This window comes from Rhizosphaericola mali, from assembly GCF_004337365.2.
GTDB lineage: Bacteria > Bacteroidota > Bacteroidia > Chitinophagales > Chitinophagaceae > Rhizosphaericola > Rhizosphaericola mali.
Map to the genome: position 1 here is coordinate 4,518,846 of NZ_CP044016.1, position 15,598 is coordinate 4,534,443.

Sequence of the window (15,598 nt, forward strand, 5' to 3'; positions counted from 1 at the left end):
GAAATATAGATGGGTTACTTGTTGAAAATGTATTTTTGCGCCATGTCAGACTTGAAAGATAAATACGAAGTAGTCATAGGATTGGAAGTGCATGCGCAATTAGGTACCGAAACCAAATTGTTTTGCGGGGATAGTGCTGCTTTTGGAGGCGCTCCCAATACTCATGTGAGTCCGATTACGCTAGCTTTGCCAGGAACACTACCTAAAACAAACAAGAAAGCGGTTGAATACGCTGTAAAAATGGGAATTGCATGCAATTGTAAGATTGCTGACTTTACTTATTTCTCTAGAAAAAATTATTTTTATCCCGATTTGCCAAAGGGATTTCAAATATCTCAAAATGTACATCCCATCTGTGATGGTGGTGAAGTGCGTATTAAATCTGGTGATCATTATCGTAATGTACAATTGGATCATATCCATTTGGAAGATGACGCAGGTAAAAGTATTCATGATGTGTATGATGACCGTACTTGCGTTGATTACAATCGTGCTGGCGTACCATTGATTGAAATCGTGACTTTGCCGGATATGCATTCTGCAGAAGAAGCATTTCAATATGTGACTGAAGTCAGAAAATTGGTTCGTTGGATTGGTATTTGCGACGGCAATATGGAAGAAGGTAGTTTGCGCTGCGATGCTAATGTTTCTATTCGTTTGAAAGGAGAGACGAAATTGGGCACTAAAGTAGAAGTGAAAAATTTGAATTCTATTCGTAATGTCAAAAAAGCGATTGAATTTGAAATTGATAGAATGATCGATTTGGTGGAAGCTGGCGGAACTGTGATACAACAAACAAGAAGTTTCGATGCCTCAAATGATACCACATTTGCATTGCGTGATAAGGAAGAAGCAAATGATTATCGCTATTTCCCAGAACCAGATTTGGCGCCAATAGAAATTGATGAAGTTTATATTCAAAAAATCAAAGCCCAATTACCAACGTTTTCTTTCGTATTGCAGGATAAGTATCAGAATGAATTAGGCTTGAGTGAATACGATGCGGAATTGATCTGTGCAGATAAATCAACTGCAGATTATTTTGAAAAAATTATTTCTATAAATAAAAATTACAAAGCCATCGCCAATTGGATCAATGGTCCATTGAGACAATGGAATAATGATCATGGTATTTCATTCGAACAATTGACAATCACGCCAGCTCAGCTTTCAGATTTGATCAATTTGATTGAAGAAGGGAAAGTAAATTTTAGCATTGCTTCTTCCAAAATTTTACCATTATTAGCACAAAATTCGACATTAACTCCGTTAGGAATTGCTCAAAATGAAAATTTAATTCAGGTGAGTGATTCTAATGAATTGGATAAATGGGTGGATGAGGTTTTACAATCCATGCCAGATAAAGTAAAGGAATATCAAAAGGGTAAAACGGGATTGATTGGAATGTTTGTAGGGCAAGTGAAAAAACTCAGTAAGGGCAAAGCTGATCCCAAAATCGTTACCGAAATATTACAAGAAAAATTGAAGTAGAAAATCTAATATAAAAAATGGCGTATGTTTCTAATATACGCCATTTTTTATGGCTTGTTGATGCATTTCCTTGACATTTCGGATACTCATATCAATCTCAAAACCGATCAAAAGCATCATTGAATTGAAAAATATCAATAGCATAATGATCATTACGGAACCTATCGAACCATAGAATTTGCTATAGTTTGAAATGTTCTGTGCCCAATAGGAAAATACGGAGGTACATAAAATAATTAAGACTGTGCCAATTATAGCACCTGGCGTGATCAGTCGTTTTGTTCTTTTTATTGTTGGCGCGTATTTGTATAAAAAACTAATGGAAAATAGAAACAAAAAGAAAATGACAATCCAACGTAAACTTTTTACCAAGGCCTTGATTTCTGGACTTTTGATGTGCAACCAAGTCATTACCTTATTGAATAATGCGCCTTGTGTCATGGAAATCAATAAATTACCAAGAAGCAACAGGATTAAAAGCAATAAGAGTTTAATTGCTCGCCAACGTTTTTTAATAAAATTAGTCTTTAATTTTTTAGAAACACTTTTATCAAATGCGCGAATGATTCCCATCACCGCATTAGAAGAGTAGAATAAGGTTAAAATAAAACCCAACGACAACAATCCATTTTTTTGTTTATTAAATAGATCATCTAAAAAATGCCGCAAAATTCTTCTGGTATTTCTGTCTGGCGTTAAATCATAAAGCAAATTGGCTAATGCATTAAATATCTGACGCGAAATCGGCAAGTAAGGCAATAAGGAACATATAAAAAGAAATACTGCCGGAATCGCCAACAAGATATTAAAGGACATTGCCGCAGAACGAATACTCAATCCTTCTTTTCTAATTGTATTCAAAAAATAGCGATATACATCGTACAATGGCAACCCTAAAAATCCAGGTAGCACAATACCTTGCAACTTCTTTCGGATGATGCATGCTGGTGTACTGTTCAGTAAAAGTCTTTCTAAATTAGTCAAATGAGCTTACTTTGTGCTGTTCGCTTTTTTGGCCATTTCAGCGTCTAAAGCGGTTTGATATTTTTTTGCATAATCTAAATGCTCTTGATAAGTTTCACTAAAGTGATGCGTGCCACTAAAATCACTATTTGCTACAAAATACATATATTTTGTTGTTGGTTCATCTAATACGGCATCAATTGTTTTTTGTGACGGCGTACATATAGGTCCTGGAGGCAAGCCTTTATTGCGATACGTATTGTAAGGAGAAGGAACTTGCAAATGTCCTGACAACACACGTTTTATTGTAAAGTCATTCAATGCAAATCGAATGGTAGGATCTGCGCCCAATGGCATATTGGCTTTGTATCTATTGTAATATACGCTAGCGACATTTCCTTTTTCAGCTTGTGTATTTGTTTCTTCTTCCACGATGGAAGCCAAAGTGTACACTTGCAATGTGGTTAATCCTAATTTTGCGGCCTTCTCTTTTCTATTATCCTTTGACCAAAAATCATTGGCATAATCTTTTAATCGATCTAATATTTTGTCAATGGAAAGATTCCAATTTAATAAATAGGTATCAGGGATGACAAGTGCCATTACTGTATTGGTATCTGTGTCCAATTTTTTTAAAGAATCATTGCTATTTAAAAATTGCAAATCTTGAAGAGAATCTTGTCTAAATTTTTTACCTAATAGTCCTGCGAGATTGGCTCTTGTACGTAATTTATTGATCACCAATTTTATTGGTTCTTGTTTATTATTTCTAAATAGACGGACTATGTCTAAAAGCGAACTTCCTTTTCTGATTTCAAATCTTCCAGTTGAGACTCGTTTCCAAGCATTTAATTTGTCTGCGAGAAGCGTAAATAGTGATTGATTTTTAATAAAATTTTTGTTCTCTAATTGATCTAATATTTCTGTTCTGGCATCTTTACCTTCACTTACATAAACGAAAACATGCTCATCAGAGAAATTGGAGGCACTGCTTTTGGCAAAATACAGTCCAATGATCAAAACTAATATAGCAATAGCGATAATCGATCTAAATAAAATTTTCACCTTACAATAATTTTAGGTTAACTATTATTTGAATACAAAGTAAGCATAAAAAAACCTGTTCTCATAGAAGAACAGGATGAAATATCAATTATTTTAAATATACTATTTTGCTGGAGCCGCTGGAGCCGGTGCTGTGTTTTGTGCAGGAGCAGATTGTGCTGGAGCTGTTTGCTGAACTGGTGCATTTGTATTCAAATTTTTCAAAATAGAATTGTCATTGGTTGCCCCATTGCCAGCTCCTTTGAAAAATATTACAGAGATCAAGCAAAGAACACCGATAACGGCTGCAAAAATCCAAGTTCCTTTTTCCAAAACATCTGTAGTTTGTTTTACTCCCATGAATTGGTTACCAAATCCACCAATGTTTCCAGAAAGACCACCACCTTTAGGATTTTGTATCAAAACAAAGAATCCCAAGATTGCACTTGCAATGATTACTAATATAAAAAAGAAAAGTACCATTATTTATTTTCGTTTAAATCGTTAATTTGAGATGCAAAATAAGCGGATTTCTCCGGTTTGAGCAAACTTAATCTATTTAAAATTTCTATTGCCTCGTTTTTTTTGCCCTGTTTGGTTAATACGTCAACCATTGCTTCTGTTACAATGTCCGAATTTTGGTTAGATTTTGCTGCGTCTTGAGCTACTTTAAGTTCTTCCTTTTCGGAAGTTTGTATTAATTGGCCATCAGCTCCAATCTTTTTCATCACCTTGAGCCATTCCGTAAATTTCTTTACTTTTTGTCCAAAATCGCTTTGGATATTGTTGTTGACCTTAACTCCTATAGAGGCGAAATAATCCTTTACGTGTGCAGGCGTTGCCTCTTCGGATAATAGTAGCTGTTTTGGAACTGCTTCTGATTTGAAAGAAGAGGCTATGTTTGCAAGTTTTGCAGACATTTTTTCTCCAATTAGATTTTCCTCTTCTACTTCCGGAGTAATAGCTTCTTCCTCAATTGTTTCATTTACTTCTGAGGTTGAATGCTCATGTTCGGTATTACTTTCAACAATAGCTTCGTTTGATTCAGCTTCTGTTGTGCTTTCTGAAACCGTAGTATCTGCTGCTATATTTTCAACAATTGGTTCAATCGGCGCAACAGATTCATCTGGAAATTCCGGTGATACAGAACGTTGTTCTTCTATATTTTCAGATAAATCCACAATGTTAGGTTGATCCTTTTCCCCAATATATTCATCCATGTTTTCGGTAAAATTATTTTCACCGTTGATAGCTGTATTATCTGAAATAGAATCTTCCTCGCCGTTTAGAATTTCTTCCGCAGCAGAATCTTCAATCGTGTCTGAAATGAAATTTCCATTTTCTATTATTTTGATATTGGGTTGGTCATTTTCAGCAATATATTCATCTACACTTTCCGTAAAAGTTTCAGTTTGTTCATTTTCGGTTGGTGTGGGAATAGGTTCAAAAGTTTCTATTGGAGCGATGTTTTCTTCTTTTGCTGTCCAAGTATTTTCGAAATTTTTTTCTTCTAATTGTGTGTTTGGATTATCGATGACAGACTTTAGGAATGCTTTTACTTTTTCCTTTTCTGCGTGAATATCTTTTTGTGGAATATTTTCTTCCGTAATTACAGGTTTTTCTTCATCAACTAACACATTGCTGACGAAAGATTCCATAATTTCTAAATTAGGAGACGTCTCAATTGTATCGGTAGAGTTATTTATAAATAACTCTTCTTTCGCTAAATTAGACAAATCTGTATCTGCTTTTTTTAACTCAGTTAATTGATTGAGTTGAAAAAATAGCCATTTGGGATCTTGAAAATTTAATGCTGTCTTTTGTAATTGACGATTATATCCTGGATGATTTTGCTCTTTTAACTTTGCGGTCAACAATAATTGCGCAATGGTAAAGTAAGGATACTGCGACACAATATTTTCCAACTGCGACACAGAAACGTCTGCAAGTGTAGGCTTTCCGGTTAGCCAAGTAACAATATTATTTTCCAACTCTGACATTTTCACATTTGAAAAACTATAGGTGTGTAACCCTACAAACCTACATTATAATAGCTAATTTGAATATTTTATTTTACCAGTTCCCAAAAATATCATTGAATATGGACTCACTTACATTTTTGACAATATCACTCATTAAGGAGACTTCGGCTTCTTGTAAACTCAGATTGGAGGAGAAATCAAAATTCTGCGTTACATTGAATTCTTGTTTCTTGTTATTCTTCGTCGCATCCACCCATATTAAGTGAAAAGTAACCACTAGACGGTTCATGCTTGCGGTTTGTGTACCTGTTGTAGAACCAATACCTGAAGTTGTGACATCGTAGCCAGAAATATAACCACTAATTTGATAATCAGCATTGTTGTCATCCGTTAATGTCAATTTAGTTTGATTGTTAATCTGTTGTACCAATGCATCTGTGATCTTTGGACCTACTTGCGGATTGATATAACGTGCTTTATTGGTAAACAAATTAATGTGTACTGTTTTTACATTATCCGGAATGATAGTATTTTTAAAAGAATACACACCACAGGAAATAAGTGAACACAAAATAATTAAGAGTACACCTATTTTTAGATATTTAGATAAATACATTGTCTTTAATTTAATCGTTAATGTCGTATTCTTTTAATTTTCGGTACAAAGTACGTTCACTGATTCCCAAATCTAAAGCCGCATCTTTTCGTTTTCCGCGATGTTTTTTCAAGGCTTTGGTTATCAATTCTTTTTCCTTATCAATAATATTCAACGTTTCTTCCACATTCTCGTGTTCGTTGTATCCATCATGCTCATCAGAAGTAATTACAAATGGTTGTGCATTATTGTGCGTCGTGATTTCTTCTGTTTTAAAATCATGATTTTCTGCTGGAGTATATGGCGCAGGCAAAGTTCTACCATCTGCATTGCCATTATAATCATTGAAAACCGACTGTTGCGTATATCTTTCAGATTGAGAAGCTAAGGCGGGGTTTTGAATCAGTTCTAAAAACATTTTTTTTAATTCCGTAACATCTTTTTTCATTTCAAAGAATAACTTATACAAAATCTCCCTTTCGTTGGCAAATGAAGTGCCGCCACCATTATTAGAATCTCCAGCTAGTGCAGGTAATCTATTTTCATTCTTATCAGGAATATAGGATTGCAGTGCCGTAATATCAATTTCTTTAGTTTTACTTAATACCGAAATTTGCTCAGCAATATTTTTTAATTCACGAATATTTCCTGGCCAAGAATAATTAACTAACCAATTTTTAGCGGCATCATCCAATTGAACGGGTGTTGTTTTATAGCGCTCAGAAAAGTCCACTACAAATTTTCTAAATAATAAAGGAATATCTTCTTTACGATCTCTTAACGCAGGTACACGAATCGGAACTGTACTCAATCGAAAATACAAATCTTGACGAAATTTGCCGGTTTGGGTAAAATCATACAAATCTCTATTCGTTGCAGCAATTACGCGAACGTCTGTTTTTTGAACTTTCGAACTACCCACACGAATAAATTCGCCAGTTTCCAATACTCGCAATAATCTTGCTTGTGTACCAATAGGCATTTCCCCAATTTCATCTAAGAAAATAGTTCCTCCATTGACCGTTTCGAAGTAACCTTTGCGTGCGTCTACTGCTCCTGTAAATGAACCTTTTTCATGTCCAAATAATTCCGAATCAATAGTCCCCTCAGGAATCGCACCACAGTTGACAGCGATGAAAGAATTATGTTTACGCGAAGAAAGTGAGTGAATTATCTGCGAAAATGCTTCTTTTCCCACACCACTCTCTCCGACGATCAATACACTTAAATCTGTTGCAGCGACTTGAATAGCAACATCCAATGCATGATTCAATGCAGGTGAGTTACCGATAATTCCAAATCGATTTTTTATAGATTGAATTTCAGACATTATATATAATTGGGCTTAGATAGATTCGATTTCTCCTAATAAGGTAGCTTGCGTACAGCTTGTAACTTTTACCATAACATAGTCTCCAGCTTGTACATCGAAATCCGCTTTAGGAAAAACGATCGTTTTATTTTGAGAACTGCGGCCTTTCCATTCTTGATCATTTTTTTTGCTTTCTCCTTCGATCAAGACTTTGTATGATTTGCCTACATCTTTTTTATTACTTTCATGGGAAAGTCTATTTTGAAGTGCTACCACTTCCGCTAATCTTCTTTTTTTCGTTTCTTCTGGAATATCGTCTTCATACCTTCTTGCGGCAAGCGTTCCTGGACGTTCGCTATAGAAAAACATATAGCTCATATCATATTCGCTATATTCCATCAAACTCAATGTATCTTGATGATCTTCCTCAGTTTCTGTGCAGAATCCCGTGATAATATCGGAGCTAATACCACATTCTGGAAGGATTTTTCTGATTTGGTCAATTTTTGCTTTGTACCAATCACGTGTATAAGTACGATTCATTAATTGTAATACTCTCGAGCTTCCACTTTGTAATGGCAAATGAATATAATTGCAAATATTTTCATATTTGCTAATTGTAATTAACACATCCTCTGTAATATCTTTCGGATGTGAAGTGCTAAATCTTACACGCAAAGATGGATCTACCAACGCTACCATTTCCAATAATTGGGCAAATGTAATGGCTTTATCCATCGGATGGTTGGAATCAGTGAAATAGTAACTATCCACATTCTGTCCCAATAAAGTCACTTCTTTATACCCTCTTTCAAATAAATCACGCGCTTCATTAACGATAGAATGTGCATCCCGACTCCTTTCTCTACCTCTCGTAAAAGGCACAACGCAAAAACTACACATATTGTTACAACCACGCATAATAGATATAAATGCGGAAATACCATTGCTATTTAAACGTACTGGCGCAATATCGGAATAAGTTTCCTCTCTGCTCAAAAGAACGTTGACTCCTTTTTGACCTGTTTCCGCCTCAGTGATCAAACCAGGCAAAGTTCTATAGGCATCCGGTCCAATTACTAAATCCACTAATTTTTCTTCTTCCAAAAATTTGGATTTCAATCTTTCCGCCATGCACCCCAAAACGCCTACAAGCATTCCAGGTTTTTCTTTTTTCATTTTTCTAAATTCAGTCAAGCGTTTACGGACCGTTTGTTCCGCTTTTTCTCTGATCGAACAAGTATTGATGAAAATAAGATCTGCTTCTTCCGTATTACGTGTTGCACCAAATCCCTCGCCTTGTAAAATGGATGCAACTATCTCACTATCACTGAAATTCATGGCGCAGCCATAACTTTCAATGTAAAATTTTTTACTATATTTATTTGGATCGTTGTCAAAAGGACTAAATGCCTCTCCTTGACGAACTTCATCTATTTTTTTGTCGGTTAATTCCAATGCTTCCATGCCTTAATTTGTTTCAGTGGGCAAAAATAGATAAAAAATGGGTAAATGTCATATTGGCAGTTTATTAACAACAAAATCAATAGCCACAATTTTATATTTGCATGAAAAATTAAAATTATAGCTCGTTATATATTCTCTTACATGCACAGACATTTAAAAGGATTATTTTTATTTATCGCTTTAAACTGGATGCTTACTAGTCTTACGCTTGCGCAAAGTAATGTACCAGTTAGGGACTTGCCTTCCCAAATTTTTATCAATATCAGCAAAGATGATAAGGATACTGTAAAATGGGTATGGAAGAGAGGTGGTACTTCTAATCTGAATCTATCTCAAACATCATTGAGTAACTGGGCGGCTGGCGGTGAGAAATTTTCCATGTCGATTAATTCCGTTTCAAGTTTTTATTTATATCATAGAAAAAATAAGCATACTTGGGATAATACTTTAAACTACAGTTTTGGATATATTCAAACTGCAAGTCTAGGCGGACAAAAGAATAATGACTTATTCGATCTGGTCTCTAAATATGGAGCACAGATGGATTCTGCAAAAAAATGGTATGCGACGATTTTGCTAAATCCAATTACGCAGTTGTTTGATGGTCGAACTTATTATACAAAGGATAGTAGCAAATTAATTTCTTCGTTCTTTTCGCCAGCGTACGTAACCTTGGCCGTCGGGGCGGACTGGAAGCCGATCAAAAAAGCCTTAGATATTTTTATGTCTCCAGTAACGAGTAGAACTACTTTTATATCTAATAGCAAGTTGGCTGCACAAGGGTTGTATAGTGTAGATAGCGGTAGGCACGCTTATTATCAGTTTGGGGCATTTTCGATGATAACCTATTCGGACACGATTATGAAAAATGTAACTTATACGGGCAAGTTGAATTTATTTGCAGATTATCTATCCAAACCTCAAAATGTCAATATTTATTTTACTAATTATTTAGTTTTTAAGGTAAATAAATATATCACAGCTAACTACACCTTAAACTTGATATATGATGATAAAATAAAGCAATTTGGTCCGAATGGAACCAGTCCTGCATTGCAGGTTTTAAGCTCGATTGGGCTTGGCTTTGCAGTCCCAATTAAAACAGGTTACTCCCGATGACAGAATATTTTCAATTAAATGTCTTTAATTTGTAGTTCAGAATCAGAATGAAAATCGATGTCCATGCAAGTTGCTATCTACAGTAGAGGTTTTGATCCAGAACAAAAAGGTGCGTTTATAAGTTTGATTTCGCAACTCAAACAGTACGGCATCAAAATCTATCTTTTTCAATCTATAGCCACTGCTTTTCCAGAAATAGTAACAGATGAAATTCACATTTTTACCGGATATCAAGATCTTCCAAATGAAATAAAGGCGTTGATAAGTATCGGTGGTGATGGCACCATCCTAGATTGTGTGACCATTGTTAGAGAAAAAGATATTCCTATTATGGGAATTAATTTTGGACGATTGGGTTTTTTGGCATCTTTGAGTAGAGATGAGTTATCCATGGCGGTAGATGCTTTATTTAATGATTCATTTATCGTGGACAAGCGCTCTTTAGTACATGTTGATGGAGATGTACAATTGTTTGATGATATACCATTTGGATTAAACGATTTTGCTATCCTAAAAAAGGATACCTCTCCAATGATTAAAATTCATACGTTTTTAAATGGTGAATTTTTAAATACGTATTGGTGTGATGGATTGATCGTTGCGACTCCATCGGGCTCTACTGCTTACAATCTCAGTTGTAATGGTCCTGTACTCTATCCAAATGCGCAAAGCTTTGTCATAACGCCCATTGCTCCACACCAATTAAATGTGCGTCCGATAATTGTTCCTTGCGAAAGTATTATTTCATTTGAAGTAGAAAGTCGCGCTGATCAATTTATCTGTTCATTAGATGCGAGGCGTGCTGTCGTCGAAAAAGGAATCCAACTTGCGGTAAAAAAAGAAGCTTTTGAAGTCGGCATTATACGTCTACAAGAAAATAGCTTTTTAACGACGATGCGCAATAAATTGGGATGGGGACTCGATAAAAGAAATTAAAAAAAATTATAAAGCAAGAAATTAAATAATATTTCGTTTATTGCTAAAATGCATAATTTCAACATCCAAAAGGTTGAACAAATTACAATATGGTGAAAAAAATATTTTTAATGTTGGCTGTCGCATTTTCAGTGGTCACAGTATATGCTCAGAGGTACGACAGTTATCAGCATAATGGAGAAATTGGCGCATCTATAGGTCTGGCGAATTATTTCGGGGATTTAAATCCGAACGAAAAATTCAATAGAATGAAATTTAGTGGAGGTGTTTACTACCAATATTATATCAACAACTATTTTGGATTACGTGCATCTGGTAATTATGCCCGTTTGGGATATTCAGACATCTACAGTTCTAATCCAACTTACAAAGAAAGAAATCTAAGTTTTAATACAGATATTTGGGAACTTTCTGTTGCAGGTACATTTAATTTTTTCCGCTTTTTGCCTGGTATAAAAGAATATCGTTTTACTCCGTATGTTACCGCCGGTATCGGTATATTTAATTATAACCCATATACTTATTTGAATGTGGATGGTACAGATCAAAAAGTGTATTTGCGTCCATTAGGTACAGAGGGTCAGAATAGTACTACGGAGCATGATGGAAAGAAATATGGATCTATGGCTGTAGCAATACCTCTAGGCGTCGGAGTAAAGTATGCCCTAAATGAGAATTGGAATGTATTTGCGGAGGTTAATTACAGATTAACTACCACCGATTATATTGATGATGTAAGTTCCACATATGCAGGAGCTCAAGCATTTCAAGCAAATACTTATAAAGGTAGTACCCGAGATCTTTGGTATGCATCTCAATTGCAAGATAGAAGTGCTGTCGCTAATGATGGAACTGCTATTGGCACGAAAGGATATCAAAGGGGAAATGGAACGGGTAAAGATTCTTATATGACATTCCAAATTGGGGTATCATTTAACCTCAATGGTTATAAATGTCCACCTCCAAGTAAGAACTAAAATTTCGCTTTCATTCATTTTCCTTACATTTGCGCGCTTAAATGCAGCAAACTATTCATGCAGCAGCAAGATATATTTAGTAAGATAGACAAAAAACGACTTCCCCATCATGTAGCAATTATCATGGATGGTAATGGGCGGTGGGCCAAAAAACAAGGCAAGGATCGTTTGTTTGGGCATTTTAGTGGTGTCGAAAGTGTACGATCGGTGACAGAAGGTGCTGCTGAATTGGGTATTGAATGTCTTACTTTATACGCTTTTAGCACAGAGAATTGGGATCGTCCTCAAGCCGAAGTAGAAGGTTTGATGGCACTACTAATCAAAACAATTCATGGAGAGGTACCTACACTCAATAAGAATAATATTAGATTATTTGTAATTGGAGATAGGAGTATGTTGCCTACATCTGTACAAGAAGAATTGCAGGAGGCTTTGGATAAAACAGCTGCCAATAAAGGTTTAAAATTAATTTTGGCGTTAAGCTATAGCAGTCATTGGGAAATTAAAGAAGCTGTTAAGAAGATTGCCAAACAAATTCAAGCTGGAAATCTGGAAATTGATGATATAACAGATGATGTAGTAGCACAAAATCTAGATACTTCAAGTTTTCCCAATCCAGAATTGATGATAAGGACGGGAGGCGAACATAGAATTAGTAATTTTTTGTTGTATCAGTTAGCTTATGCAGAATTATATTTTTGTGAAACACAATGGCCAGATTACAGAAAATCTCATTTTTTTGATGCAATCGTGGATTTTCAAAGGAGAGAAAGACGTTTTGGTAAAACGAGTGAACAAATTCAAGAAAATTTGGATTAAATCTTTAGCGATTTAACAAACACTTTGGATTAATACACTTAATTTGCCGTTTTTATAGGAATTTACTTTATTAAATTAAGATTAGGAGCAAAACTCAAATTGTATTTTTGGATGTACAAACCATTAAAATTTATTTTACTAGGATTAATTGTAAGTTTAATACACTTATCGGTATTTGCTCAATTGCCCGTAACTACTCAAGGAGATTCCTCTAGTCAAATAACATCAATTGATGCTAATTTGATGAATATTAATAATCAGACTACGCCTCACAAATATATCATCGCTGGTATCACAGTGACTGGTAATAATTATTTTGATTCAAGTTTGTTGATATCCGTCTCTGGGTTGGCCATTGGTGATCAAGTTTTAATTCCTGGCGCAGATAATATATCCAAAGCTATTAATAAACTTTGGTCACAGAAATCATTTAGCGATATATCTATTTATTATACTAAATTAGTAGGTGATCAATTGTATTTGGAACTACATGTAGTAGAGCGTCCTCGTTTAACTCATATGTATTTCAAAGGAATTCCTAAGAGTCAAGCAGATGAATTAAAAAGTAAGACGGGGCTTGTATTGGGACATACAATCACGGATGATGCAAAAATCAATGCGATTTCTGCTATAAAAAAATATTATGACGAAAAAGGATTTCGAAATAGTCATATTAGGATTCAACAAGCAAAGGATAGTTCCTATCTTAGTAATAATGGGGCGACTTTAAATATTTATGTTGACAAGGGGCAGAAAGTTAAGATTAGTGACGTATATTTTACTGGTAATCCTCAAGTTCCTACCGATCAGTTAAAAAAACAGATGAAGGGTACAAAGGAAATGGGATTAATGACTTTATACCCGGCAACCGATTCTGGAGTTTGGGGCATTAAGACACAATATCCATTTGCGGAATATTGGAAAGATCGTGGTCCGCTTCGCCCGTCTTTAACAGGTAAATTTTTAAGCCCATATTTCCGTCCTGGCAAAATTTTCAATTCTGGTAAATTTGACGAGAAAAAATATACTGAGGATAAAGAAAAAGTGATAGCCTATTACAATAAATTAGGATATAGAGATGCGGCTATCTTGAAAGATACCATGTACTACAATTCTAAAGGAAATTTGGATATTGCTTTAAAAGTAAGAGAAGGGCGTAAATACTATTTTGGTACGATCACATGGAGAGGAAATACACTTTATTCTGACTCTATATTAAATGAAATATTAGGCGTTAAGAAGGGAGATGTATATAATCAGGAGATCTTAAATACGAAATTAGGTATCACGATGAATCCTGAGATAGCTGATGTAAGTGGATTATATCAAAACCAAGGTTATTTATTCTTCCAAGCTAATCCTGTTGAAAGTGTATACAAAGACACGATCAACTTTGAGATTCGTTTGAATGAAGGTCCTCAGGCAACCATTAAATATGTAAGAATTGCGGGTAATGATAAAACAAATGAACACGTAGCACGCCGTGAATTATACACTATTCCTGGTGATAAGTTTAGTCGTGAAATGTTGATTCGCTCGCAAAGACAATTGGCGAACTTAGGTTTCTTTGATCAAGAAAAAATAACTCCAGATATACAACCTAATCAAGAAGATGGTACGGTAGATATTAACTGGGGGTTAGCCGAAAAATCGGCCGATCAATTGGAATTAAGTGCTGGTTTTGGTGGTGGTATCGGTCTGACTGGTACTTTAGGATTGACATTTAGTAATTTCTCTACAAAAAATATATTTAATAAAGATGCATGGAGTCCCCTTCCTACAGGAGACGGGCAGAAGTTGTCTTTGCGATATCAAAGTAATGGTCGTGCATATCGTTCCTACAACGTTGCCTTTACGGAGCCTTGGCTAGGAGGGAAAAAGAGAAATGGTTTAAATGTAAGTTTAGTAGATACTAAATATTCTAATGGTTATAATTACTATACGGGTCGATATGATTCTCAATCTGATACGACTTGGTTTAGAACCACGGGTATTACTGTTGGATATACTAAACAATTAAGATGGCCTGATGATAACTTCTCATTTGGTGTACAATTAGGATATACACGTTATCAATTGCATAATTATTATATAGATTATTATAATTTGCCGGACTTTAGAAATGGAGCTTCTAATAATATCAATATTAAATTTACATTAAATAGATATACAATAAATAATCCTATATTTCCTACTAATGGATCCAATTTAATGTTGAGTGCTCAATTAACTCCTCCATACTCCTTGATTGATTCTAAAATTGCAAGTTATACAGATAGTAGAAAATATCGCTGGATTGAATATCACAAATGGAGATTTACTGGCGAATGGTATATCCCTATCGGAGCGGCACATGGAGAGGATCACAAGCAATTTGTATTGAAGATGGCAGCGAAAATGGGTTATATCGGAAAATATAATACCAATCAAAATATAGAGGTTTCTCCATTCGAAAGATTCCAAGTGGGTAATTCGGGTTTGAGTAATACATATTCTTTCCTTGGATATGATATCATATCTCAAAGAGGTTATCCAGTATATTCAAGTTCTAACCCGACGATCAATCCAGATCAACAACAAGCAACGAGTTATTTCACAATTTTCAATAAATATACTACTGAGTTAAGATATCCGTTAAGTTTAAATCCGTCAAGTACGATTTATGGTTTAGCGTTCTTCGAAGCAGCCAATGGATGGTATGATTTTAAATCTTACAATCCATTCCAATTGAGAAGATCTGTAGGTTTGGGTATGCGTTTCAATTTACCAATGTTTGGTTTGTTAGGATTTGATTACGGTATTGGTTTGGATAGAATACAAAAGGGACAAGGTATAAAGGGCGCGGGTTCATTTACGTTCATGATGGGATTCGAACCAGATTAGTAGATTATGT

Annotated in this window: 13 protein-coding genes; 6 read left to right on the forward strand and 7 right to left on the reverse strand. The window is 35.0% G+C overall.

Annotation, left to right across the window (positions count from 1 at the left end):
- The first annotated feature begins 42 nt into the window (after nt 1-42).
- Complete coding sequence (gene gatB, locus E0W69_RS19485; RefSeq protein ID WP_131331727.1) at nt 43-1,491, forward strand: Asp-tRNA(Asn)/Glu-tRNA(Gln) amidotransferase subunit GatB; 1,449 nt, start codon at nt 43-45, stop codon at nt 1,489-1,491.
- Nucleotides 1,492-1,521: 30 nt separating this feature from the next.
- Here gatB and E0W69_RS19490 read toward each other — a convergent pair whose 3' ends face one another.
- The 7 genes from E0W69_RS19490 to miaB form a co-directional block, all read right to left on the reverse strand.
- Complete coding sequence (locus E0W69_RS19490) at nt 1,522-2,475, reverse strand: YihY/virulence factor BrkB family protein (protein ID WP_131331728.1); 954 nt, start codon at nt 2,473-2,475, stop codon at nt 1,522-1,524.
- Nucleotides 2,476-2,481: 6 nt separating this feature from the next.
- On the reverse strand, nt 2,482-3,519 hold the full coding sequence (mltG, locus tag E0W69_RS19495) for an endolytic transglycosylase MltG (protein WP_131331729.1): 1,038 nt from the start codon (nt 3,517-3,519) through the stop codon (nt 2,482-2,484).
- A gap of 102 nt (nt 3,520-3,621) precedes the next feature.
- Complete coding sequence (gene secG, locus E0W69_RS19500) at nt 3,622-3,981, reverse strand: preprotein translocase subunit SecG (RefSeq protein ID WP_131331730.1); 360 nt, start codon at nt 3,979-3,981, stop codon at nt 3,622-3,624.
- Nucleotides 3,981-5,498: a ring-infected erythrocyte surface antigen domain-containing protein gene (locus E0W69_RS19505; protein WP_131331731.1), complete on the reverse strand. Its 1,518-nt coding sequence runs from the start codon at nt 5,496-5,498 to the stop codon at nt 3,981-3,983. Before E0W69_RS19505 ends, secG begins: the two co-directional genes overlap by 1 nt.
- A gap of 73 nt (nt 5,499-5,571) precedes the next feature.
- Entirely contained in the window at nt 5,572-6,096 is a 525-nt protein-coding gene (gene lptE, locus E0W69_RS19510; protein WP_131331732.1) for an LPS assembly lipoprotein LptE, read from the reverse strand.
- 10 nt (nt 6,097-6,106) lie between these two features.
- Nucleotides 6,107-7,405 carry a sigma-54 interaction domain-containing protein gene (locus E0W69_RS19515; protein ID WP_131331733.1) on the reverse strand — a complete coding sequence of 433 codons (1,299 nt, stop codon included), beginning with the start codon at nt 7,403-7,405 and terminating at the stop codon, nt 6,107-6,109.
- Nucleotides 7,406-7,420: 15 nt separating this feature from the next.
- Nucleotides 7,421-8,854, reverse strand: coding sequence for a tRNA (N6-isopentenyl adenosine(37)-C2)-methylthiotransferase MiaB (gene miaB / locus E0W69_RS19520; protein WP_131331734.1), 1,434 nt, complete (start codon nt 8,852-8,854; stop codon nt 7,421-7,423).
- Between the two features lie 141 nt (nt 8,855-8,995).
- Between miaB and E0W69_RS19525 the strand changes: the two genes are divergently transcribed.
- The 5 genes from E0W69_RS19525 to E0W69_RS19545 all read left to right on the forward strand — a co-directional run bounded on the left by E0W69_RS19525 (nt 8,996) and on the right by E0W69_RS19545 (nt 15,588).
- Entirely contained in the window at nt 8,996-9,973 is a 978-nt protein-coding gene (locus tag E0W69_RS19525; RefSeq protein ID WP_131331735.1) for a DUF3078 domain-containing protein, read from the forward strand.
- Nucleotides 9,974-10,036: 63 nt separating this feature from the next.
- Entirely contained in the window at nt 10,037-10,909 is an 873-nt protein-coding gene (locus E0W69_RS19530) for an NAD kinase (protein ID WP_131331736.1), read from the forward strand.
- An 89-nt stretch (nt 10,910-10,998) separates the two neighbouring features.
- Complete coding sequence (gene porG / locus E0W69_RS19535) at nt 10,999-11,886, forward strand: type IX secretion system protein PorG (protein WP_225321329.1); 888 nt, start codon at nt 10,999-11,001, stop codon at nt 11,884-11,886.
- 57 nt (nt 11,887-11,943) lie between these two features.
- Entirely contained in the window at nt 11,944-12,705 is a 762-nt protein-coding gene (locus E0W69_RS19540) for an isoprenyl transferase (protein WP_131331737.1), read from the forward strand.
- Between the two features lie 111 nt (nt 12,706-12,816).
- Nucleotides 12,817-15,588, forward strand: a complete 2,772-nt coding sequence (locus E0W69_RS19545; RefSeq protein WP_131331738.1) for a BamA/OMP85 family outer membrane protein — start codon at nt 12,817-12,819, stop codon at nt 15,586-15,588.
- Nucleotides 15,589-15,598: the final 10 nt, after the last annotated feature.